Here is a 21,618-nt window from a genome sequence, read left to right as displayed (position 1 = left end):
AAGGACCCCGTCATCAGCACGCTCGACTTCCCGAAGGGCTTCCTCTGGGGCGCCGCCACCGCCGCGCACCAGATCGAGGGCAACAACGTCAACTCGAACTGGTGGGTGCACGAGCACGAGCCGGACACCTCAATCGTCGAGCCGTCCGGCGACGCCGCGGACAGCTACCACCGCTACCGCGAGGACATCCGGATCGCCGCCGAGCTCGGCCTGAACTCGTACCGGTTCAGCATCGAGTGGGCGCGCATCGAGCCGGAACGCGGGTTCGTCAGCCGCGCCGAGATCGACCACTACCGCCGCATGGTCGACGCCTGCCACGAGTTCGGCATCGAGCCGATCGTCACGCTCATGCACTTCACGGTGCCCCGCTGGTTCGAACGCGACGGCTTCTGGCGCGCACCCGACGCGGCCGACCTGTTCGCCCGCTACACCGAGGCCGCGCTGCCCGTGGTGTCCGACGGTGTCCGGTACGTCTGCACGATCAACGAGCCGAACATCGCCGCGATGCTCGCCGGCGGCGAGGACGCGTCGAACCTGGTGGCGTACGGCCTGCCGAACCCGGACCTGGGCGTCGCCGACGCCCTGCTCGAGTCCCACAAGCGTTCGCGGGAGGTGCTCTCCCAGGTGGATGGCATCCAGAGCGGCTGGACCGTCGCGACGCAGGCGTTCAAGTCCAACGGTGAGCCCGGCGCGGACGCGATGCTCCGCGAGTACGGGTACCCGCGCGACGACTGGTACCTGGAGAACGCCGCCGGCGACGACTTCCTCGGCGTGCAGGCGTACACCCGGACCTTCATCGGCGCTTCCGGCCCGTTGCCCGTGGCGGACGACGTCGAGACGACCCTGACCGGCTGGGAGTTCTACCCGGAGGCCTCGGCCGACGGGCTGCGCAGCGCGTGGGAGCTGTCCGGCGGTGTCCCGCTGATGATCACCGAGAACGGCATCGCCACCGCCGACGACACCCGTCGACAGGCGTACACGCGGGGCGCGCTCGAGGGCATCCACCGCTGCATCGACGACGGCATCGAGGTCCTCGGCTACCAGCACTGGTCGCTCCTGGACAACTACGAGTGGGCGTCCGGCTTCCGTCCGACCTTCGGCCTGGTGTCGTGGGACCCGGAGACCTTCGAGCGCACCCCGAAGCCGTCCGCGCGCTGGTACGGGAAGGTCGCCCAGGCGAACGCCATCGAGACGGCGGAGTAGCCCGCCGGCTCGATCAGCTCCCCGAGTAGTAGTGCGCCAACTGCTCCGCGACCGCTCGGTCGCGGAGCAGTTCTGCGCGAGCGGTGGCGGTCGAGCCCTCGTCGTCCTCGGCGTTCACGTCGACGTCCAGGGCGAGCACGGACCGCACCGTGTCCAGGTCACCGGAGTCGACCGCGGCGATCAGCAGGGACGCGCCCCGTGAGCCGAGCGCCCTGGTGTCCGCACCCGCGGCGGCGAGCGACCGCACGATCGCACCGTGGCCACCCCACGCGGCGCGGACGATCGGGGTGTTGCCGTCGGTGTCTCGGGCCTCCAGGTCGGCGCCCGCAGCCACGAGCACGTCGATCGCCCGACGTGCATCGCGGTCGATCGCCAGCGTCAGCGGCGTCCGCCCCTCGGTGTCGGTGAGCTGCAGCGACGCGCCGCGGCGCAGGAGCTCCTCGAGCATCTCGGGCCGGTCGAACCACGCGGCGGCGTGCAGCGGGGCGACGCCCCAGCGCGGGTCGACGTCGTCGACGTCACTCGCGTCGTCGGCCAGGTGCAGTCCGCCCAGGTCGCCGTACGCGGCGGCACGCACCACCTCGGTGGCGTACTCGACCCAGCCGTCCGGCACCGGACCGTGCCAGCCGCGCGCTGGCCGTGCGTCGAGCTCCGTGTAGACGGACTCGGGCACGCTGCGGATCGCGACCCGGACGCCCCGGAAGCGGATCGCCACCTCGCCGACGGGGGAGACGAGCAGGCGGAGCTCCCACTGGTCGAGCTCGTGCAGGTACTCGAGCTCACCGCGCACGACGTGGGCGTCCCCGGCGAGCAGTGCTGCGGGGTCGGTGTGGGGTGGGTCCACCACCGCGTCACGGAGTCGGAGCGTGACCCTGGCGTGGTTCCACCGGCGCCACAGGCCGTCGGGGGTGTCGAGCACCTCGTCGTTGCGGACGATGACCTCGGTGTGCACGACGACCGGGTCGGGGACGCCGTGGCCCGGCAGGTCGACCGCCGTCCCGGTGTCGTCGTCGTCCTCGTCGTCCGGGTGGGCGGGGTCCGGGTGCGCGAGATCCGGGTGCGCGAGATCCGGGTGCTCGACGTCCCATCGTGCGATGCGGGAGTCCGTCCACTTGACGGTCAGGAGTGCGGCGACGGCCGGGGGAGCGTCCTCGAGCACGCGGGCGACGTGTTCCCGCTGCCCGTCGAAGTCCTCGAGGGAGACGTAGCCCACGGACGGCCAGTTCACTCGACTCCATCGCACGGCCCGAGACTAGTTGACGCCACTTCCGAACTCGGCGTCATTCAACATGTTTGGCGTCGGTACCGGCACCGGGCGAGCGTGGTGGGATGCCATCGACCCACGTCCCGTCCGACTCCCGACCTCCCGCGACCCGTCCCCGCAGGAGAGCCTCCGGCGTTGTCGTCCTCGCCGCGGCGACGACCCTGCTGCTGTTCGCCGAAGCGACTGTGCGGCAGCCGGCCCACGCCGCCGGAGCATCGACGGCGACCGCTCGACCGACGATCCAGCCGATGTCGGCCAACGGTCTCTTCGCACCGGATCAACCGGTCACGTTCGCAGTCGGTGCCGCGGGGACACCGGCGCTCGCGGACGTGGGCTGGCGGATCACCGACGCCAGAGGCGTGCTCGTCGAAGCCGGCGACGCCGTCGTCGGTTCCTCCGGACGAGCGGAGATCCGTCCGACTCGACGTCTCAACGCGGGCACGTACCGCGTGACGGCGCACGGCCCCGCTCTGCCCGAGACGTCCTTCCGGTTCGTCCGGACGCCGGGCGTCGAGCACCGTGACGCCTTCTTCAACGTCACGATGAACGGCTCGCCCGGGCTGGGCGCCGCGGGCTTCCGCCAGGACCTGCAGTGGTCCACCGTCGAGAAGGTGCCGGGCGTGTTCGACTTCCGCAGCACTGATGCGCGAGTGGACCCCATCGTGCGCGACCGTGGCGTCGCTCCGCTGTTCGTCCTCGACTACGGTCACATGGCGTACACCGGCGGCGCGATGACCCCGCCGGACGTCTCGGACCCGGCGCAGACAGCAGCCTGGCGCCGGTTCGTGTCCGAGGCGGTGACGCACGTGCGCGACCGGTACCCGGACGCCGACCGCTCGTTCGAGATCTGGAACGAGTGGACGAACACCCACGGCACCCGTTCCGCCGACCCTGCCGCGTACATCGCGCTGTCACGGGTCACGGCCGCGACGATCAGGAGCGTCGACCCGGAAGCACGGGTCGTCGGGCCGGCCGAGGACGCCGTGTCGTCGGGCGAACTCCGCTGGCTCGACGAGTGGTTCCGGCTCGGTGGTGCCGACCACATCGATGCGATCAGCGTGCACCCGTACAACCAGCCGTACGCGCCGGAGCACTGTGTCGCGACGAACCCGTGCATCGAGAACGCGCTTCGTTGGCTCCGGGACAAAGCGGCGAAGTACCCCCGTGCGAACGGCGAACCGTTGCCGATCTGGATCACCGAGGTCGGATGGCCGACCCCGAACGGCAGGCCAGGCTGGGTCTCCGAGGACGACCAGGCGGCGTTCCTGGTCCGGACCCACGTGCTCGCCGCGCAGTACGGCGTCGAGCGGGTGTTCTCGTTCGAGATGGCCGCCCCGGACCAACCTGATCCGGACGGCAGTGCCAGGACCTTCGGGCTCGTCGACGCGCCGAGCCGCGCGTACGAGCCGAAGCCCGCTGCCGCTGCGTACGCGACGATGCAGCGCCAGCTCGCCGGCATGCGGTTCGCCGGCCAGTTCGTGACGGGTGCCGTGCGCGAAGCCCGGTTCGTCTCGGCCGACGGCACACGCTCGGTGCGGGTCGTGTGGCAGACCGCTGACCGCTTCGACGAACTGCCCATCAGTGTGGGTCTGCCCGGCGACGGCACCATCGTCGACGCCTACGGGGGCACGAAAGCCGTCCGGGGAACCGGTGGCAAGCTCGCGATGTCGGCGACGTGGAAGCCCCGGTTCGTGGTCTGGAATGGGTGAACCGGCGGACCGCCTCACGCAACTCGACGGGCTCCGCGGCATCGCGGTCCTGCTCGTCGTCGCGTCGCACACCGCAGAGTCGGTCGTCCCCTACGGCGGGGTCGTCGGGGTGACGACCTTCTTCGTGCTCTCCGGCTTCGTGATCACCCGGGCGCTCCTCGACGAGGCCGAGCGTGCCGGGCGGATCCACCTCGGCCGGTTCTGGCTCCGCCGCGCGGCACGGCTGCTCCCGGCGTGGACGGCCGTCCTGGTGGTGGTGACCGTCGCGGTGATCGTGCTGGCAGACTCGATCCGCGGTGATCTGCCCCGCGTCCTCGCCACCGTCGGGTCCTACACGGGCAACCACGCCCGGGTGCTCGGCGTCGAGCTCGGACCGTTCGAGCACACCTGGTCGCTCGCCGTCGAAGAGCAGTTCTACCTCGTCTGGCCCCTCGTCCTCATCCTGCTCGGCGTCCTCGCCCGCACTCGGCCCCGCACTGCCGCGGTCGCACTCTGTGGACTCGTCGGTGCGGTCACCTGGCGGGTCGTCGGCACGGTCGTGCTGCCGTACGACCGCCTGGCGTACGGGCTCGACACGAGCGCCGCCGCCCTGCTCGTGGGTGCGCTCGCCGCGTTCGCAGTGCGCACGGGCAGTCTCCGCGGTCTCGGTCAGATCGACTTGCGGACCGGACGTCCGAGCGCCGTCGTGCTCGGGGTCGGCGGCGTGGGCGCGACACTGCTCGTGGTGCTGTCGGTGTGCACGCTGCCGATCACGGTCGGGTCCCTGCCCGGTGCGGCTCGCTGGGTCGAGACGGCAGCGGTGGCGGTCGCAGCGCTCGTCGTCGTCGCAGGGGCGCTCGGTGGTGCTCCCGCGCTCGACCTGGCGATCGCTCGCTGGTTCGGGACCATCTCGTACGGGCTCTACTTGTGGCACTACCCGCTGCTCCGTATCGAGCCCGGGGGCGATCCGTCCACCGGTGTGGTGCGCCTGGGGCTCGCGCTGGTGGGCATCGGTGTGGCCTCGGCATCGTGGTACCTGCTCGAGCGGCCGGTGCTCCGCGCGACACGGTCGTGGGGCAGACACCCCACGACCCGTCCCGCGGCCGGCGCACCTCAGCGCGTGCGTGGGGGCACGGGGTGACGGTGCCCGGCGTCATCGCGGCCGAACCACCCCTGCCACCGCCCGGCGAGCTGGGCGTGCTGTTGCTCGACCGCGGCGGCGTCGCGCCGGACGCGAGCGATCACGAGCGCGACCACCGATCGGCTGACCCAGTAGCTCGCCTGCCCCCAGCAACCGTGCTTCCGGAGCACTCGCCCGAACCCACGGTTGTACCGCCTGACCTTTGCGAGGACCGCGGTGGTGGGTCCGTCGTCGCGGAAGTCGCCGTGGTGCACGTACAGGTCCGCGTCGAAGTCGACCCGCACCCCGGCCTCGACCGCGCGCATGACCAGGTCGTTCTCCTCGCCGGAGCCGAAGGGCTCCACACCCGACCCGAGCGTGTCGTCGAAGTCCCCGATGTCGTCGAGGACCTCTCGCCGGAAGAACACCCCGGAGCAGATGACTGTGCGCGGGACGTCCCGCACCCGGATCCGTCGGGATCGCCCGAGCCACCGGAGCATGGTGCCTCGGCCGGTCGCGTCCTTCGTCGGGATGCACAAACCGCCGAGCCGGGGTTCTTCGTCCACCCTGCTGAACCGGGCATCGATCGCGGACAGCACGCCGGTCGGGTACCAGCAATCGTCGTCCGGGAACCCGACGAGGTCAGCGCGGAGCGTTCGCATCCCAGCGTTCCGGGCGGTACTCACACCGCTGGCGCCGGGCTGGTGGATGTACTCACCGTCGCCGTCCCGGATCATCGCCGCGAGCCGGTCGGGTACTTCGGGGACCGGGCGCTGCGCGACGACCGAGAGGAAGACCCGGTACGGCTCGGCTTGGATCGACCGGATCGCTCGGTCGAGGTACTCGGGCGGCCGGTTCGTGGCGATGATCAAGTGGAATCGATGGTGCATCGGGCCAGTGTCGTGGCGCATCTCGTCAGGATCCTACTTCTCGGTATGTTGTGGACGAAATGCCACGGTTCCACAGGCCGGGTACACCCGGCCCTCGTCGTCCCGGCCCCGCCATCCCTGCAACCGAGCGCTCATCTGCGTGTGCTGGAAGCGCGCTCCGTCGCGGTCGCCACGGACGGTCCGGACGACGGTCCCGACCAGGCCGCGACCGATCCAGTACGCGGCCTGCCCGTACAGACCGTGCTTGCGGAGGACCCGACCGAAGCCGCGGTTGTACCGGCGGACCTTCGCGAGGGTCTCGGTCGTCATACCGGCGTCACGGAAGTCCGGGTGCCGCACCGACAGGTCCGGCATGTAGCGCATCCGCGCACCGGAGGCGAGGGCGCGGAGGACCATGTCGGTCTCCTCGCCGGCCCCGAAGGGCGTTCCGGAGCCCGTACCGAGGTCCTCGTCGAAATCGCCGAGGCGTTCGAGGACGTCGCGACGCATGAAGATCCCCGAGCTCACGACGGTCCGCGGCACCCGCCAACTCGTGACGTCACCCGGGCGCCGGCGCCAGCGGAGCATCGTGCCCTGCTCGTCGCTTCCGCGGGAGGGGATCGAGGCCGCGTCGAGCCCCTGCGTCGCGAACCGGTGCGAGATCGTCGCCAGGACGCCGTCGGGGTACCAGCAGTCGTCGTCCGGGAACGCGATCACCTCACCGCGGAGTCGAGTCATCCCGGCGTTCCTGCCCCGGCTGACGCCACGGACGTCCGGCTGGTGCACGTGTTCGGCGTGCCCGGCGTCGATGAGCGGCTGCAGCACGGCCAGTGCATCCGGAGTCGGTCGCTGCTCGACGACGGTGACGAACACCGACACCCCGGCGCGCTCGATCGTCTCGAGGCAGCGGGCGAGGTGGTCCGGCGTCCGGATCGTCGAGACGACGAGGTGGAAGCGGTGGTCGGCGTTCACGCGTGGGCCTTCGTGCGGGCGAAGAGCTCGGCCGTCGGCGAGCCTGCGGTCTGCCAGTCGAGGAGGCGCTGCTGGACGGAGCCCAGCCGCTCCCGGAGCTCGGCCGTCCGGGCGCGGATCCCGTCACGGTGTCGGGTGGCGATCTGCATCTCGTGGACGAGCTCGTCGACGTCGTGGCCCACCGTGAGCGGCGCGGGGCCGTCCGTGACACTGCGCCAGAAGTCGTCACACTTCGACGCGTACGACAGCGGGACAGTGGGCACGTCGAGCGAAACCGCCGCGATGGCGCCGTGGAGTCGTTCGGACACGACCAGGTCGCATCCCGCGATGGCGGCCATCGTCGTCGGGACGTCGACGTACTCGTGCACGACCGCCGGTGTGCGCAGGCGGGCGGCCAGCCCGTGCGCCGCCATGCGGTCGGCCCCGGAGAGCGCGAACGCGACGACCTCGGTGGTGCCGGTCGCGGCCGCGTGACGGTCGACCGCCTCGGCGATCGTGTCGACGTCGAACCTCGTGGTCGGATCAGATCCGATGCTGACGCCGATCCGGCCGTCGGGCCGGACGGTGCGTTGGACGTGGACGAGCTCGGGGTAGAGCAGCGCCGGATCGCCCACGACGTCGACCGGGCACAGGTTCGTGGTGACCTCGTGTTCGGTGAGCGGCCCACGGACACCGTGCAGCGCGAACCGGTCGAGCGAGCGCCAGGCGTCCCACTGCTGCGGTTGTGTTCCGAGCGAGTAGCTGTCGTCGGCGGCAGCTGCCCCGAGACCGAGTCCGATGGTGCCGGTCGCGCCGAAGTACCGGGTCGCACGGTCGACGTGTCCGGCCCAGGACGCGAACCCGACGGTCGTGCCGCCACCGAGCAGCACGAGCCGCTCGCGGCCGACCAGCCGGGCGCGGTCGCGAACGAAGCGCGGTGAGCGGCGAGCGTAGTCCCGCCGGGTCAGGGGCGCCTCGACGTCCAAGGGGTGACGGAGCGCGGCACGCCAGGTCTCGTGCAGGAGGTCGTCGCCGAAGTTGCCGTACCCCTGCCAGCCGAGGTAGACGAACGATCGGGGCGGTGTGCTGCGGGTCATCGGGTTTCCTTCTGTTCGGTGGTGGCGGTCGAGTCGTTGCGTGCGCGTGACGAGCGGCGAGGGCTCTCGCTCACCGGCGCCGAGGGCTCGTAGTTGTAGTAGGTCTTCATGCGTCGCTGGGCTGGGAGGCGGTTCACCACGAGCCCGAGCAGTCGTGCGCCCACCTGCCGCAGGGTCTGCTCGGCCGCGACGAATTCGGCGCGCCGTGTCTGTCCGTTGACGCTCACGACGAGCAGGACCCCGGAGCAGATGGCGCCGAGGACGGCGGGGTCGGTCACCGGGAGGAGCGGCGGGGCGTCGACGATCACGACGTCGTACCGGGATTCGAGTTCGCGGACGAGGTCCGCCATCCGGCTCGAGCTCAGGAGTTCGCTCGGGTTCGGCGGCACCCGCCCCGCAGCGAGGACGTGCAGGGGGGTGTCCCCACCGACCTCCTGGATGGCATCGTCGAGCGCGACCTGTCGGGTGAGCACGGTGGACAGGCCGACGCGGCTCTCGATCCCCAAGTACGTCCCGGTGGTCGGGCGTCGCAGGTCGGCGTCGACGAGCAGGACCCGCGACCCGTTCTGCGCCAGCATGAGCGCGAGGTTCACGGCGGTCGAGGACTTGCCCTCGCCCGGGGTCGCGCTCGTCACGACGATGCTCTGCGGACCGCCGTCGAGGTTCGTGTACGTCAGGTGCGTCCGCAGCTGCCGGAAGCTCTCGGCCCGGGTGCTGTAGCGGTTGTCGACGGCGACGAGGGGGTGTTTCGCGATGGTGTCGTCCACCCCGAACTCGCCGAGCACACTCGCCGTGGTGAGGCGCCGGAGCGCGTCGAACGACCGCAGCCGGGTGTCGAGGACCTCGCGGAGGACTGCCTGCGCAACACCGAGTGCGAGGCCCGCGAGGACGCCGATCGCGAGGTTGACCGGGATCCGCGGAGCGAACGGCATCGTCGGTGCCTTCGCCTGCTGGAACACGCTCAGGTGGACGAGGTCGCTCTGCTGCGATGAGCGCTCGACCTCGTCCACGACGGCGACGAGCTGCGTGGTGACCGCGTTGGCGATCGCCGCCGCACGGGCCGGGGACGTGGACGTCGCGCTGAGCGAGATGATCACGGTCTCGTCGGTGGAGGACGCCGTCACGACCTTCGAGAGGTCGGTGCCGGCCGGGAGTCCGAGCTGCTTCGCCGCGGCGCCGAGGACGCGCGGGGTCAGTGCCAGCGCCGTGTACGACTTCACGCGCGCCGCCGAGAAGTTGTTGCCCTGACTGAGGTCGGTGACCGACGAGCCGGCGGCGACCGAGACGAAGACCTCGCTCGAGGCGCGGTACTCCGGCGCCTGCACGAGGGTGACGCCGACGGCAGCCGACGTGGCGAGGAGGACCAGCGCGAGCGCGGAGATCCATCGCCGTCTGATCACTTCGAGGAACTGCGAGAGCGTCACTGGGGGCCTTCCGGGAGGCGATTGGATGTGTGATACTTATCGTAGATGATATGAAATACCACCGCAAGCGACAGTGGAATGGAGGGGGATCATGCCGGTCCTCGGAGCCGTCTTCACGGCTGTGCTCGCCGTTGCGCTGATCGCCCGTCGGACGTGGCTCCCCGCGGTGATCGGCGTCGCCGGCGGCCTGCCGTACACGGCTGCCGTCGTCGCCGGAGGGAACGGCGTGCCCCTGTTCTCGGCTGCGGCGCTCGCGTCGGGCATCGCGCTCCTCGGGACCCGCCCGCTGCGCACCACGCACTGGTCGGCGAACGCGCTCGCAGCCTTCGTCGCGTGGGCGACCATCGCCACCGCCGTCGCCCCCTGGATGTTCGCCGGCGTCCGTGTCCTCGTCCCACGTGGCGGTGTGGACGGTCAGGTGCTGGACCCCGGGTACCTCACCTACTCGATCAGCAACCTCGCGCAGCTCGGGTACCTGTTGCTCGCGGTGTGCGCGTTGCTGTACCTCGTCCGCGTCGGGGCGGCAGAGACCGCGCTCCGGATCGCGCTGGTCGTCGGCACGGTCGTGACCACCGTGCGCGGGGTGCTCGTGCAGGCAGGTGCGGACGTGCTGGCACCCCTGATGGACACGCTGCCGGGGGTCGCCTACGCGTGGGCGCTCCCGGGGGAGCGGTTGCGGGGGGTCTTCAGCGAACCGAGCGAGCTCGCAGCGTTCGCTCTCCCGGCCGCCGCGTACTTCGCCGTCACGGCACTGCGGTCGTCCGGCGGGCAGCGGATGATCTGGGCCGCGGCGAGTGCGTTGTCGTGCGCGAACCTCCTGCAGGCGGCGTCCGGCACCGCTGTCGTCGCCTCCGCCGTCGTGATCGCCGTCGGCCTGCTCGTGGTCGCCGTGCGGTACGTCGTCCGGGGTGGACGCGGCACCGTCTGGTTCGTCCTCGGGGGGCTGACGATCGCGATCGTGCTGCTCGCGGCCGGCCCGCAGCTCGCCGCACCGGTCGAGGCGATCGTGGACGACAAGGTCGGCAGTCAGTCGTACGACTCCCGGACCGGCGCGGACGGCTTCAGCTGGGGGGTCCTCGCCGACACCCTCGGCATCGGCGCCGGGCTCGGCGCGAACCGGCCGTCGTCCTTCGGGATGACGCTGCTGACCTGCGTCGGGATCCCGGGCACGATCGCGTTCGCCGTCTTCGCGCTCGGCGTGCTCGTGCGCGCGGCGCGGTCACCGGCGACCGTCCCGGCCTCGGTCGCGCTCGCCGCGGTGCTCGTCGCGAAGCTCGTCGGCACCCCGGACCTCTCGACGCCGATCCTCTGGCTGCTCCTCGCCGCATGTGCCTCGAGCGTCTGGCGCCCCGTCGCCGAGCCGCCGGAACCGGGACCGGACGCCGCCCGTGCACGACCCGTCACCCTGACAGGAGCCCATCAGTGATCTCGATCCTCATCGTCTGCGAGGGCAACATCTGCCGTTCGCCGTACGTCGAACGTGTCCTCCGGGCGCGCCTCGACGCAGTGCTGCCCGGAGTCTTCCGCGTGGACAGCGCCGGCACCGCTGCGACAGCGGGTACGCCGATGTTCCCGCGTTCCGCCGCCGCTGTCGGACAGGACGGCGGCGACCCGGACGCCTTCGTCTCGACGCCGCTGACCGCCGCGGTGCTGCGCGACAGGGACCTCGTGCTCACGCTCGAGCGCGCGCACCGAGCGCAGGTCCTCGACCTCGCGCCGCACCTCCTGCGGCGGACCTTCACCATTGCGGAGTTCGACCGCCTCGTCCGCCCCCTGCTGGACGCCGATGCCGTCGACGAGCGGTTCTGGGCGGAACTCCCGCGCCTCGTGTCCCGCTTCCGGGTCGCGACGGCCCCGACCGACCCGGCGCTCGACGACGTCGCCGACCCGGCACGCGGCGACGAGCACGACTTCCTGACCATGCGCGAGCGGGCGATCTCCGCCATCGCGACCATCGCGGCGTGCGCGGAACGCGCCGCCACCGACCAGAACGGAGCCGACCGTGCGCGGACTGCTCGTCCATGAGTGGATCGAGGCGGTGGGCGGCGCCGAGCGTGTCGTCGACGCATTCGCCGATGCCTACCCTGCCGCCGACGTGTTCGGGCTGTGGAACGACGCCCCCGGGCGATACGCGGATCGGCGGGTGGTCGAGAGCGTCCTGGCGCGGTCGCCCCTCCGCGGCAGGAAGGCGCTGTCGATGCCGTTCCTCCCGGCCCTGTGGAGTCACGGCCTGCGCACCGTCGGCGAGTACGACTGGGCGATCGTGAGCTCGCACCTGTTCGCCCACCAGGCCCGTGTGACCGGGGTCGCCCCGGACCGGCAGTTCACCTACGTGCACACGCCGGCCCGGTACCTCTGGAACCCGGAACTCGATGCCCGCGGATCGACCATGCTCGCCCGCGCGGGTTCGCCGGTACTCCGCTCCGTCGACCGCCGTCGCGCCCAGGGGCTCCGTCACGTCGCCGCGAACAGTCGCTTCGTGCAGCAGCGCATCCGCGACACCTGGGGCATCGACGCTCAGGTGATCAACCCGCCGGTCGGCGTGGAGCGGCTCGCTGCGGTCGCCGACTGGGCGTCCGTGCTCGACGAGCGCGACCGCGCTGTCCTCGAGGCGCTGCCTGCCGACTTCGTCCTCGGTGCCTCGCGGTTCGTTCCGTACAAGCGCCTCGACGTCGTCATCGATGCCGGTCGGGCGTCCGGGCGTCCGGTGGTGCTCGCCGGCGACGGGCCGGATGCCGAGCGGCTGCGCGCGCTGGCTGCCGAGTCGAGGGTCGAGGTGCACTTCGTCTGCACGCCCTCCGACGCGATGCTCGCGGCGCTCCTGCAGCGTGCCGCGGTCTACGTGTTCCCTCCCGTCGAGGACTTCGGGATCCTGCCCGTCGAGGCGCTGGCCCTCGGCACGCCGGTGGTCGCGAACGCCGAGGGCGGGGCTCGCGACTCGGTGCAGGAAGGAACGAGCGGCACGCTCCTCCACGACCTCGCGGATTCGACCCTGGCCGCAGCGGTCGACGGTGCCGTGCGACTCGACCCAGCGGCCTGTCGTGCGCGCGCCGCCGCGTTCTCGACCGAGCGGTTCCAGCGCGAGATCGCGGAGTGGACCGGCATCCCGGTGGGGGGCCGGACCGGCTGAGGGTCCGCGGGGGTGGACCGGACCGCCTGGAGGCCCGGTGCCGGTCCGTCGGACCTGCACCGGGCCTCCAGTCGGTCGCTAGCTGGCTGCGCTCAGCAGGACGCGCTCGATCTGCGCCACGATGTGCGGCGTCGCGTAGCGCGCGGCGGAGTGGCGCCCGTTGCGGGCGAGTCGGTTCCGTTCCTGCTCGTCACCGGCCAACCGGAGGATCGCGTGCGCGAGGGCATCGACGTCGCCTGGACGGACGAGGAGCCCGTCCTCGCCGTGCGTGAGCACCTCGGCAGGGCCGCCAGCGTCCGCGGCGATGACCGGTCGACCGAGCGCCATCGCCTCGGTGACCACCTGCCCGAACGGCTCCGGGCGGCGGCTGGCGTGCACGAGCAGATCGCACGCGCTGATCTCGGCATCGACGTCCTGCCGGTGTCCCCGGAACTCGACCACCGCCGTCAGGTCCAGCTCCGTGACCAGGGTGTGCAACTCGGCGGCGTGGTGGTCGTCGGTCCCGAAGTGCGCCGCGCCGATCAGCCGGAGCCGCGCATCGGGGTCGAGACCGAGCGCGCGGGCCGCGGCGAAGGCGCGGACCGCGATGTCCTGCCCCTTCCAACGGGTGAGCCGCCCGACCATGCCGATGGTGAACGGGCCGGGTGCCGACGGGGCGGCCTGGTCCGGGAGGTCCACGGGGCAGCCGATCACCGCGGGTGCCGGACCGGACCGGCCGAGGGAGCGGGCCGTCGTCCGTGAGTTGGCGATTCTGGCTGCGGGGAGCGTCGTCAGCGCCGCGCGGAGTACCAGGGTGTTCGCGCGGGAGGCACCGGCCGCTCCGACGACGTCGTGGACGTACGCCACGACGGGGATGCGTGCGAGCCGGCCGGCCAGTCCGCCGTACACGTGCGCTTTCGCCGAGTGTGTGACGACCACGTCGGCGCCGACGTCGCGGAGCCGTCGCGCGAGGGCCCGCGTGGAGCGGAGCGTCGACACTCCCTTCGCGAGGAGGCCCCCACCCGCATCGGCTGCGTGCTCGGTCACGGACGGGTCGAGCGCGACGACCTCGTGCTCGACGCCGAGCCCGGAGAGCAGGGACTCGAGTGGCCCGTGTTCACCGAGGACGACGATCACCTCGGTCTCGACCCGGGCGGCGGCCACCCGCGCCACGAGGAGCTCCGCCCCGGACAGTGCTGCGCTGTGGGTGAGCATGGCGACGAGCGGGAGGTTCCGGGTTGTCATGCATCTAGAATACCAGTATTCTATAGAGCGTGACATTGAAACGTCACCGGGGCGACAGTGCCAAGCGTCATCCGCCTCGCCGCGATCTCAGAACGGAACCCGACATGCGTCACACCTCCCGCACCGCCCGCATCGCCGCCACGACCCTGGCTGCGATCGGGATCCTCACCGTCGTCACGGCGTGCTCCGGCACCGGCGGCGACGAGCCCACCAAGAAGCCGACGGCCAGCTCGAGCGCCAAGGCAGACGACCGCTTCTCGACGCCGCCGGCCGACATCCAGAAGGCGACGGCGGAGTGCGCCGACGGCAAGGTCGTCATCGACCAGAGCAACAAGGACGTCACCGTGGGCGACTGTGCCTCGGTCGAGATCACCGCGAGCAACGCGGTCGTCCACCTCGGCAAGGTCGACGCGCTCGTCATGAGCGGCACCATCAACGACGTCGACGCCAAGGAGATCGGCAAGGTCACGGTCAGCGGCAACGGCAACCGGGTCACCACGGACGGCAAGCCGAAGGTCACGGACAAGGGCGCCGAGAACCTGTTCGTCACCCGCTGAGTCCGACCCGACCCGAACGGAGGACTGCCATGACCCGCACGACCCTGCCGGACTGGCAGTCCTCCGCTCCACTCGCGACTGCGGCAGCCCGTGGCGGCATCGTCACCGCCGCCGGCACCGCGACCCGGTTCCTCGTGCAGCTCGTCACCGTCGTGGTGATCGCCAGGATCCTCGGCCCCGCCGAGTACGGGTTCGCGGTCGTCGTGCTCCTGCTCAGCGGTCTCGCCGAGCTCCTCCGCATCGGTGGCATCGGAGCCCTCGTCATCCGTGCGCCGCGCCTGTCCGCCGGCGTCGCCTCCTCGCTCCACCTCCTCAGCGCCGCAGCCGGACTCGCTGTCGGCGCTGCGCTGGCCCTGTCGGCGCCGGCACTCGCGGTCGTCCTCGGCTTCCCAGCGTCCGGCAGGTCCGTGATGCTGCTCGCGGTTCCCTTCGTGGTGGCCGGGGCCAGCGCGGTCCCCACGGCGCTGCTCGCCCGCAACCTCCGCTTCCGTGCCCTCGCCCTGCTCGAGGTCGCGTCGATGGTCTCCGGCGCCGCCCTGGCGCTCGTGCTCGCGATCGCCGGTGCGGGCTCGTCGGCGCTCGTCGCCCAGGCGCTCCTCTTCTCGCTCGTGCTCGGCATCGGTTCGATCGCCGTGTGTCCCTGGCGCCCGACCCGCCCCGCGCGGTGGTCCGCCGTCCGGCCGGAACTCGGCTTCGCAGCGAACGTCACCGCGGTCCAGGTCCTCAACTTCGCGGCCCGCAACCTCGACAAGGTGATCGTCGGGGCGTCGTTCGGCCCGCTCGCCGCCGGCTTGTACGCACAGGCCGGGCAGCTGCTCACGATCCCGCTGGAGCAGGTCAACGGGCCGCTCCAGCGCGTCGCGGTCCCCGTGCTCGCCAAGGTCGCCGACGACCGCGAGCGCTTCCGGCGCTACTACCGGCACCTCACAGCCCTGACCGGGTACGTGCTGTGGCCGACCTTCGCGGTGCTGGCAGTGCTCGCCGACGCCGTCGTCACCGTGCTGTTCGGCCCCGCGTGGGCGGGCTCGGTACCGATCTTCCGCGTGCTGGTGCTCGCTGGCATCGCGCAGACCCTCGGCTACGTCACCGTCTGGGTGTTCGTCGCGACCGGCCAGGGCGCTCGTCAGACCATATGGGCGCTCGTCAGCCGTCCACTCGTCCTCGCCTCGTTCTTCGTCGGCCTGCCGTGGGGCGTCACCGGCATGGCGTGGGCGTTCTCCGTCAGCTCGCTCGTCCTCGTCGTCCCCGGCTTCGTGGTCGCTGGTCGACGCCCAGGGCTCGGGCTCCGTGACCTCGTCACGCCGATCGTCCGCCCCGGCATCGTGGCCGTGGCGGTGGGTGGTGTCACGCTCCTGACCCGGCTGCTCGACCTCGGCCCCTGGCTCGCGATCACGGTCGGCGGCGCTTCTGCGCTCGTCGTGCTCGCCCTTGCCGTCGTGCTGCCGGGCATCCGCCGCGACGTCATCGCGATGGCGCGCCACGTCGTGCCCGCCCAGTTCGGGCGCACCACCGCAACCACACCCTGAGAGAGCGAGTCCGCCGTGCCCGTCTCCGCCGTGCCCGTCTCCGTCGTCGTCCCGGTCGGTCGACCCGACACCGCCCTGAGCGCGCAGCTCGGGGCGATCGCCGTGCAACAGCACGAGGGCGACGTCGAAGTCGTCCTCGCTGCCAACGGCGTCAGGCCCAGCGTCCTGCGCCCGTTCGTCGACGCCACGGAGTGGCCATCCGGCTGGGCCGTGCGCGTCGTCGACGCGACGGACGTCCGTGGGCCGAGCCACGCTCGCAACGTCGGCTGGCGCGCCGCACGACACGACATCGTGCTGTTCTGCGACGCGGACGACGTGCTCGAACCCGGATGGATCTCGGCGATGGCTGTGGCCGTGCAGCAAGACGGCATCGGCGGCGGCCGACTGGCGTACGACCTGCTCAACGCACCCGCGCTCGCGGCCCGGGTGACCGCGTCGACGACGGAGCTGCCCGTCAAGTTCCGGCACCTGCCCTACACGCCGAGCTGTGCGCTCGGCGTGACCCGCGCGCTGCTCGAGGCCGTCGACGGCTTCGACGAGTCCTTGCACTGCGGCGAGGACATCGACTTCTGCTGGCGGGTGGCTGCGGCTGGTTCGCCCATCGTCTTCGTCCCGCAGGCGGTCGTCCAGTACCGCTTGCGCAGCGCGGCCCGCGGTGCGTTCCACCAGGCGTACCGCTACGGCGTCGACGATGCGCGCCTCCTGCGGGCACACCGCGCCGCCGGTGCACGGTGGCGCGCGGTCGACGGGGTCCGTGAGCTCGCATCGACGGTCAAAGCCGTTCTGCTCGCCGGCACCGGCCAGGAGGCCCGGATCACCGCCGCCTCGCGCGTCGGCGCTACCTGTGGCCGGTTCGCAGGCTCCGTGCGGCACCGCATCGCCGCCTTCTGATCGCAGTCCGCCGCTGAGCGGCCAGGCCGCCGCCCGTCGTCACGACGGGCGGCGGCCTTCGTCGTTGGTGAACGTGCGCTGTGGGCTGTGGGCTGTGGCAGGGCGGTCGGCGGTCGGCGGTGGGCGGTGGGTGGTGGGCCGGTGCGGTTGCGGTTGCTGGGTTGTCGTGCCGGTGCCGGTGCCGGTGGCGTTGCGCGTTGCGCAGGTGCCGGGGACGCCGAACGGCCCGACCCCTGGGTGGGGTCGGGCCGTCGGGTCCTGCTGGGGTGCTACTGGGTGACGTTGATGGTCGTGACCACCGCGTCGCCGATCAGGTTGCCCTTCGTGATCTGCTTCGCGGAGAGCACGTAGACCTGCGGGGTCAGCGTGCGGCTGATCGTGATGGACCACTCGCCTTCGGAGTTCACCGTGGCCTCGCCGAGTCGGCTCGTGGTGCCGCCGAGGACGACCTTCGAGCCAGCCTGGCCGGTACCGGTGAACGTGATGCCGGTTCCGGGGACCTGTGCGCCCTCGGCCGGGGTGTTCACGACGACCTGGGTCGCCGTGCCGTAGTCGAGCGTCGCCGTCTTGGCGGGGGAGACCTCACCGTCGACCGTCTGGGTGACGGTGAAGGTGCGGACGCCCGCGACGATCGCGCCGGTCTGGGCGTTGCCGCTGATCGTGGCCTGCTTCTCGGCGTCAGCCTGGAACGAGCCGGTCGCGGTGAGCTCCGTGACCTACTTGTCCTGCACCGTGACGGTGATCTCGGCCTGCTTCGTCAGCCCGCCCTTGCTCGTCTGGAGCGCGTGCAGCTCGTAGACGTTGGGGGCGAGCTGCCGGGAGACGTCGACCGTCCAGGCGCCGTTGGCGACCTTCGTGTCACCGATCGACGATGTGTTGCCGCGCATGTCGAGCTTGGCGCCGGTGGCACCGGTGCCCGTGAAGCGGATCTGGCCGTTCGTGACGGTGGCGCCGTTCGCCGGGGTGGAGATCACCGGGACGACGGGGTTGCCGTAGTCGAGCGAGCGGTGCAACGGGGCGGACACGGCACCGTTGACGGTCTGGGTGACCGTGAACGTGTTGACACCGAACGCGGCCTTGGCCGGCGGGATCGTGATCGTGTACCGACCCCCGGTCGCCTTCGCGGTGCCGACGACCGAACCGTCGGCAGCCTTCACGGTGACCGTCGCGTCCATCTGGGCCGCGCCGGAGATCGTCGCCGGCAGGTCCTCGTCGGTGTCGTTGAACGCCGCCGTCGCGGTGAGCGGGGTGACCGCCTGCTCGTCCGTGACGGTCACGGTGATCGCCTGCTGGGTGGTCAGACCGCCCTTGGTGGTCTGCACCGCCCACAGGTTGTAGAGGTTGCTCGTCAGCGGGAAGTCGACCTTGGCGGTCCACTCGCCGTTCACGACGTCGCCGCTGGCGATCGCGTTCACGGTGCCGCGGACGGTGACCTTTGCGCCGGTCTGACCGGTGCCGGTGAAGGTCAGGCCGTCCTTGTTGACGGTCGCGCCGTTCGCGGGAGAGGTGATGTTGATCGGCGTCGGGATGCCGTAGTCGAGCGAGACGTTCACGGCTGCGGAGGTCTTGCCGTTCAGCGCCTGGGTGACGCTGAACTCGTTCACGCCGAACTGTGTGCCGTTCGCCGGGATCGGGATCGTGTAGCGGCCGCCGCTTGCGACGACGCGGCCGATCTCGTTGCCGAGGCTGTCCTTGACGACGACGGTCGCGCCGGTGGTCGCCGCGCCCGAGATCGTCGCGGGCTTGGAGGAGTCCTCGTCGAACGCGCCGGTGGCCGTCAGCGCCGTGGAGAACTCCGTGGCGTTGATCGTGAACGAGACGGGCTTCGAGTCGGCGTTGCCGCGGACCGAGGTCTGCGTCGCGGTGAGGTTGTAGACACCGTTGCCGAGGTCGAACGTCGCCGGGGCGGACCAGTTGTCGTTGTCATCGACGACTGCAGTGGCTACGACGCGGCCGGACGTGCCCTTGACCTCGACGCGCGCGCCCTTGTCACCCGTGCCGGAGAACACCGGACGCTTCTGGTTGACCGTGGAACCGTTCGCCGGGGTCTGGACCACGAGCGGGGCCTCGGTGCGGACCGTGAAGTGCACGCGCTTCGTCTCGGCAGAGCCCGTGAGCGGGGTCTGGGTCGCGCGGAGGTCGTAGAACCCCGCGCCGAGGTCGAAGTTCGCCGGAGCGGACCACTTGCCGTCCTTGACCGTCGCCGAGGCGACGACACGGCCGGAAATGCCCTTGACCTCGATGGTCGCGCCTTCGTCACCGGTGCCGGAGAACGTCGGACGCTTGGTTTCCACGACCGAGCCGTTGGCCGGAGCCTGGACGACGAGCGGTGCCGGGTCGGTCGGGATCTCGGCCGCGACGGTGAAGTTGACGCGTGCGTTCGAAGTGTCGCCGCGGACGGGCGACTGGGTGACGGTGAGGTCGTAGGCGCCGTTCGTGAGGTCGATGTCCGAGGGGGCAGACCACTTGCCGTCCTTGACGGTTGCGGTGGCGATGATCACGCCGGCGTTGCTCCTGACCTCGATGCTCGCGCCTTCATCGCCGGTGCCGGAGAACACCGGGCGCTTTGTGGTGACGGTGGATCCGTTGGTCGGGGTCTGGACGATGAGCGGTGCCGGGTCGGCCGGAACCCCTTCGAGGGTCGTCGGCGTCGAACCGTTGACCCGGTAGCTGCCGACGGAGCTCGTGCCCATGAACAGGTAGTTCATCTGGCTCGAGGTCGTCGTGGCGTTCGAGGCGTCGACCTTGAGGCTCCAGCGGAACTGCTGGCCGGCGCTCTGCGAGCCAGTTGTCTTGCCGAAGTTGAACTCCATCTGGCGGTTGTTGTCGAACAGGCGGCCGTTCTTGAGGTTGAGAACCTCGGAGTTCGCCCACGCGCCGCTGGAGCCGTTGCGCCACTGTCCGGTGACCGTGGTCTGGCCGGGCGCGAAGGTGGTGCCGGCTGGAGCGGCAACCGTGACGATCCCCTCCATGCCGGTGCGGGTCGCCTGGTTCTCGACCACGAACGGCACGTTGGTGGGCGTGGTGCGGCTGAGGGTCACGTTCGGCTGGGGCACGCCGATGATGGGGCCGTTCTCGACGATGGTGATCGTGACGCTGGCGCGGTCGACCTCGACGCCGCCGACCTTCTGGATGATGGTGCGGGGGTTCGCTCCGACGGGCAAGTTGCGGATGGTGAGTGACCACTTGCCGGTGCCGTCTGCGGTGGTCGCGAACGAGGTGCCGCTGACGGAGATCGCGGCGCCGGGGGTGGCGGTGCCGGAGACGACGGCGGTCTTCGCGACGTTGTCGACGGTCCCGACCGTGGCGGTCAGTGCCCCGGCAGCCTTCAGCGTCGCCGATCCCTTGGGCGACGAGGAAGTGTACGACGGTGGCGGCGTGAACGAGGCGGTGAGGGTGCCGTCCGCGGTCGGCTTTTCGGTGGCACGGATGCTGAACGAGCGCTCGCCCATGTCGGTGGCTTCGTTCTTCATCGTCTCGCCGGAGACGTTCGTGTTCTTGTAGGTGACGGTTTGCTGGCCGTCGGAGGTGGTGCCCTTCAACCACTCCACGTGCCACCCGTACCAGGTCGACGGATCGGGAAGGTTGACGGCTTCGTAGCCGACCGGCAGGGTGAACGTCCACGAGTAGGACTTGCCGTTCTCGATGTCGATGCCGGTGGGATTCGCCGATACCTGCGGATTCCACCGCACCTTGCCGGTCGTGTCCTTCGTGAACACCTCGCCCGAGTCCGGTGCCGCACCCAGGTTGTGGATGCCGAGCGTGGTGGTCGAGATCGCGGCGATGGTGATCGTGACGCTGGTGCGGGCGACCTCGACCCCGCCGACCTTCTCGACGATGGTGCGGGGGTTCGCTCCGACGGGCAAGTTGCGGATGGTGAGCGACCACTTGCCGGTGCCGTCCGCGGTGGTCGCGAACGAGGTGCCGTTGACCGTGATCGCGGCGCCGGGGGTGGCGGTGCCGGAGACAACGGCGGTCTTCGCGAAGTTGTCGACGGAATCGACCTTCGCCGTGAGTTGTGGCACGCTCCGGAAGGAATTGATAGCGTGAATTGAGTCGCCGTTGGCAGCCTGCCCTTGGCTCAGACTTGACCGACCTGACGATGTGATTTCCTGCACATATCCGAGGTCCTTGGACCAGAGCGCCCACCCCGACGTAAACGACCCTGCAAACGGCGTGAGTTTGAACCGTTGCGCGACCCTTTCTGGATCGCAATTTTCCCAGGTCATTGCATGCTGACTAGTCCCTGCAGACTGAAGGCAGAGACCGCTGCTCAGTTCTCGCACGGCTCCGAAAGAGTTCCAGCCTGGAATTTCCAATGTTGCCGCCGAGCTCTGCAGCGCAGCGGCAGTCGAGGCTGCGTTCGTGCTCGCCTCCTGACCGGCACGGGTGGGTGGCAAGGCGGCATTGTAGTTTCGCGCAGCCGAAGTCGGATGGCTGAACTGGATGAACTTCCCAACAAGCCGGTCCTCCGCAAGTGGACTGATGGAGGCGGAGGCGGCCGGGCCGAAGGACAAGCCGGAGACGAGCGTGGCTGCGGCGAGTCCTGCTGCGCCGACGGACTTGAGGGCCGTTGCCCTCGGCGGTTTCAAGGGGTCGTTGCAACGGGTGGTTGTTTCGGGTCCGAGAGTAGCTGTTCGAATGCTTCTGCAGGGCTGCGGTAGTCGAGGGTCT

General features: G+C 70.8%; 17 protein-coding genes. 9 read left to right on the top strand and 8 right to left on the bottom strand.

Annotated elements, in window-relative coordinates; genetic code table 11:
- Nucleotides 1–12: 12 nt before the first annotated feature.
- Nucleotides 13–1,203 (top strand): family 1 glycosylhydrolase, encoded by a 1,191-nt coding sequence (locus tag EDF31_RS19265; protein WP_131847629.1) that lies wholly within the window; start codon nt 13–15, stop codon nt 1,201–1,203.
- 13 nt (nt 1,204–1,216) lie between these two features.
- Here EDF31_RS19265 and EDF31_RS19260 read toward each other — a convergent pair whose 3' ends face one another.
- A complete protein-coding gene (locus EDF31_RS19260) occupies nt 1,217–2,446 on the bottom strand; it encodes an ankyrin repeat domain-containing protein (protein ID WP_131847627.1) in 1,230 nt (409 codons plus the stop codon).
- A gap of 86 nt (nt 2,447–2,532) precedes the next feature.
- Here EDF31_RS19260 and EDF31_RS19255 point away from each other — a divergent pair, with 86 nt between their 5' ends.
- Together EDF31_RS19255 and EDF31_RS19250 are read left to right on the top strand one after the other, a co-directional pair.
- A complete protein-coding gene (locus EDF31_RS19255) occupies nt 2,533–4,176 on the top strand; it encodes a glycosyl hydrolase (protein ID WP_131847625.1) in 1,644 nt (547 codons plus the stop codon).
- Nucleotides 4,169–5,296 (top strand): acyltransferase, encoded by a 1,128-nt coding sequence (locus EDF31_RS19250; protein ID WP_131847623.1) that lies wholly within the window; start codon nt 4,169–4,171, stop codon nt 5,294–5,296. The genes EDF31_RS19255 and EDF31_RS19250 overlap by 8 nt, the downstream gene beginning before the upstream one ends.
- Here EDF31_RS19250 and EDF31_RS19245 read toward each other — a convergent pair.
- Genes EDF31_RS19245 through EDF31_RS19230 form a run of 4 tightly spaced genes read right to left on the bottom strand, consistent with a single transcriptional unit; the run spans nt 5,269 to nt 9,616 of the window.
- Nucleotides 5,269–6,165: a glycosyltransferase gene (locus tag EDF31_RS19245; RefSeq protein WP_165901154.1), complete on the bottom strand. Its 897-nt coding sequence runs from the start codon at nt 6,163–6,165 to the stop codon at nt 5,269–5,271. The genes EDF31_RS19250 and EDF31_RS19245 overlap by 28 nt on opposite strands.
- A gap of 33 nt (nt 6,166–6,198) precedes the next feature.
- Nucleotides 6,199–7,116 (bottom strand): glycosyltransferase, encoded by a 918-nt coding sequence (locus EDF31_RS19240; protein WP_165901511.1) that lies wholly within the window; start codon nt 7,114–7,116, stop codon nt 6,199–6,201.
- Nucleotides 7,113–8,192, bottom strand: coding sequence for a polysaccharide pyruvyl transferase family protein (locus EDF31_RS19235; RefSeq protein WP_131847617.1), 1,080 nt, complete (start codon nt 8,190–8,192; stop codon nt 7,113–7,115). Before EDF31_RS19235 ends, EDF31_RS19240 begins: the two co-directional genes overlap by 4 nt.
- Nucleotides 8,189–9,616 (bottom strand): polysaccharide biosynthesis tyrosine autokinase, encoded by a 1,428-nt coding sequence (locus EDF31_RS19230; RefSeq protein ID WP_131847614.1) that lies wholly within the window; start codon nt 9,614–9,616, stop codon nt 8,189–8,191. Before EDF31_RS19230 ends, EDF31_RS19235 begins: the two co-directional genes overlap by 4 nt.
- A gap of 91 nt (nt 9,617–9,707) precedes the next feature.
- On the opposite strand from EDF31_RS19230, the gene EDF31_RS19225 reads away from it, so the two are divergent.
- The 3 genes from EDF31_RS19225 to EDF31_RS19220 are packed head-to-tail and all read left to right on the top strand — an operon-like array spanning nt 9,708 to nt 12,746.
- Entirely contained in the window at nt 9,708–11,042 is a 1,335-nt protein-coding gene (locus tag EDF31_RS19225) for a hypothetical protein (protein ID WP_165901156.1), read from the top strand.
- Nucleotides 11,039–11,641 carry a low molecular weight phosphatase family protein gene (locus tag EDF31_RS20130; RefSeq protein ID WP_165901510.1) on the top strand — a complete coding sequence of 201 codons (603 nt, stop codon included), beginning with the start codon at nt 11,039–11,041 and terminating at the stop codon, nt 11,639–11,641. The genes EDF31_RS19225 and EDF31_RS20130 overlap by 4 nt, the downstream gene beginning before the upstream one ends.
- Entirely contained in the window at nt 11,619–12,746 is a 1,128-nt protein-coding gene (locus EDF31_RS19220; RefSeq protein ID WP_131847612.1) for a glycosyltransferase, read from the top strand. The genes EDF31_RS20130 and EDF31_RS19220 overlap by 23 nt, the downstream gene beginning before the upstream one ends.
- Before the next feature lie 78 nt (nt 12,747–12,824).
- Here the strand turns inward: EDF31_RS19220 and EDF31_RS19215 are convergent, their stop codons facing one another.
- Nucleotides 12,825–13,970: a glycosyltransferase gene (locus EDF31_RS19215; RefSeq protein ID WP_165901509.1), complete on the bottom strand. Its 1,146-nt coding sequence runs from the start codon at nt 13,968–13,970 to the stop codon at nt 12,825–12,827.
- A gap of 104 nt (nt 13,971–14,074) precedes the next feature.
- Between EDF31_RS19215 and EDF31_RS19210 the strand changes: the two genes are divergently transcribed.
- Genes EDF31_RS19210 through EDF31_RS19200 form a run of 3 tightly spaced genes read left to right on the top strand, consistent with a single transcriptional unit; the run spans nt 14,075 to nt 16,944 of the window.
- Nucleotides 14,075–14,527, top strand: coding sequence for a DUF3060 domain-containing protein (locus tag EDF31_RS19210; protein WP_123937414.1), 453 nt, complete (start codon nt 14,075–14,077; stop codon nt 14,525–14,527).
- A gap of 29 nt (nt 14,528–14,556) precedes the next feature.
- Entirely contained in the window at nt 14,557–16,053 is a 1,497-nt protein-coding gene (locus EDF31_RS19205; protein ID WP_131847608.1) for a lipopolysaccharide biosynthesis protein, read from the top strand.
- Nucleotides 16,054–16,068: 15 nt separating this feature from the next.
- On the top strand, nt 16,069–16,944 hold the full coding sequence (locus EDF31_RS19200) for a glycosyltransferase (RefSeq protein ID WP_131847606.1): 876 nt from the start codon (nt 16,069–16,071) through the stop codon (nt 16,942–16,944).
- A gap of 269 nt (nt 16,945–17,213) precedes the next feature.
- On the opposite strand, the gene EDF31_RS19195 is transcribed toward EDF31_RS19200, so the two are convergent.
- Together EDF31_RS19195 and EDF31_RS19190 are read right to left on the bottom strand one after the other, a co-directional pair.
- Nucleotides 17,214–17,471, bottom strand: coding sequence for an Ig-like domain-containing protein (locus EDF31_RS19195; protein ID WP_131847604.1), 258 nt, complete (start codon nt 17,469–17,471; stop codon nt 17,214–17,216).
- Nucleotides 17,472–17,660: 189 nt separating this feature from the next.
- Nucleotides 17,661–20,969, bottom strand: a complete 3,309-nt coding sequence (locus tag EDF31_RS19190) for an Ig-like domain-containing protein (protein ID WP_165901508.1) — start codon at nt 20,967–20,969, stop codon at nt 17,661–17,663.
- Nucleotides 20,970–21,618: the final 649 nt, after the last annotated feature.

It is taken from the genome of Curtobacterium sp. PhB142, from assembly GCF_004341255.1.
GTDB lineage: Bacteria > Actinomycetota > Actinomycetes > Actinomycetales > Microbacteriaceae > Curtobacterium.
This window is presented reverse-complemented; position numbering and strand designations above follow the sequence as displayed.

What these genes read in the sequence shown, in the direction of transcription:
- EDF31_RS19255 (WP_131847625.1), top strand. Translation starts at nt 2,533, where the DNA reads ATGCCATCGACCCACGTCCCGTCCGACTCCCGACCTCCCGCGACCCGT.
- EDF31_RS19250 (WP_131847623.1), top strand. Translation starts at nt 4,169, where the DNA reads ATGGGTGAACCGGCGGACCGCCTCACGCAACTCGACGGGCTCCGCGGC.
- EDF31_RS19245 (WP_165901154.1), bottom strand. Translation starts at nt 6,165, where the DNA reads ATGCACCATCGATTCCACTTGATCATCGCCACGAACCGGCCGCCCGAG.
- EDF31_RS19235 (WP_131847617.1), bottom strand. Translation starts at nt 8,192, where the DNA reads ATGACCCGCAGCACACCGCCCCGATCGTTCGTCTACCTCGGCTGGCAG.
- EDF31_RS19225 (WP_165901156.1), top strand. Translation starts at nt 9,708, where the DNA reads ATGCCGGTCCTCGGAGCCGTCTTCACGGCTGTGCTCGCCGTTGCGCTG.
- EDF31_RS19215 (WP_165901509.1), bottom strand. Translation starts at nt 13,970, where the DNA reads ATGACAACCCGGAACCTCCCGCTCGTCGCCATGCTCACCCACAGCGCA.
- EDF31_RS19210 (WP_123937414.1), top strand. Translation starts at nt 14,075, where the DNA reads ATGCGTCACACCTCCCGCACCGCCCGCATCGCCGCCACGACCCTGGCT.
- EDF31_RS19205 (WP_131847608.1), top strand. Translation starts at nt 14,557, where the DNA reads ATGACCCGCACGACCCTGCCGGACTGGCAGTCCTCCGCTCCACTCGCG.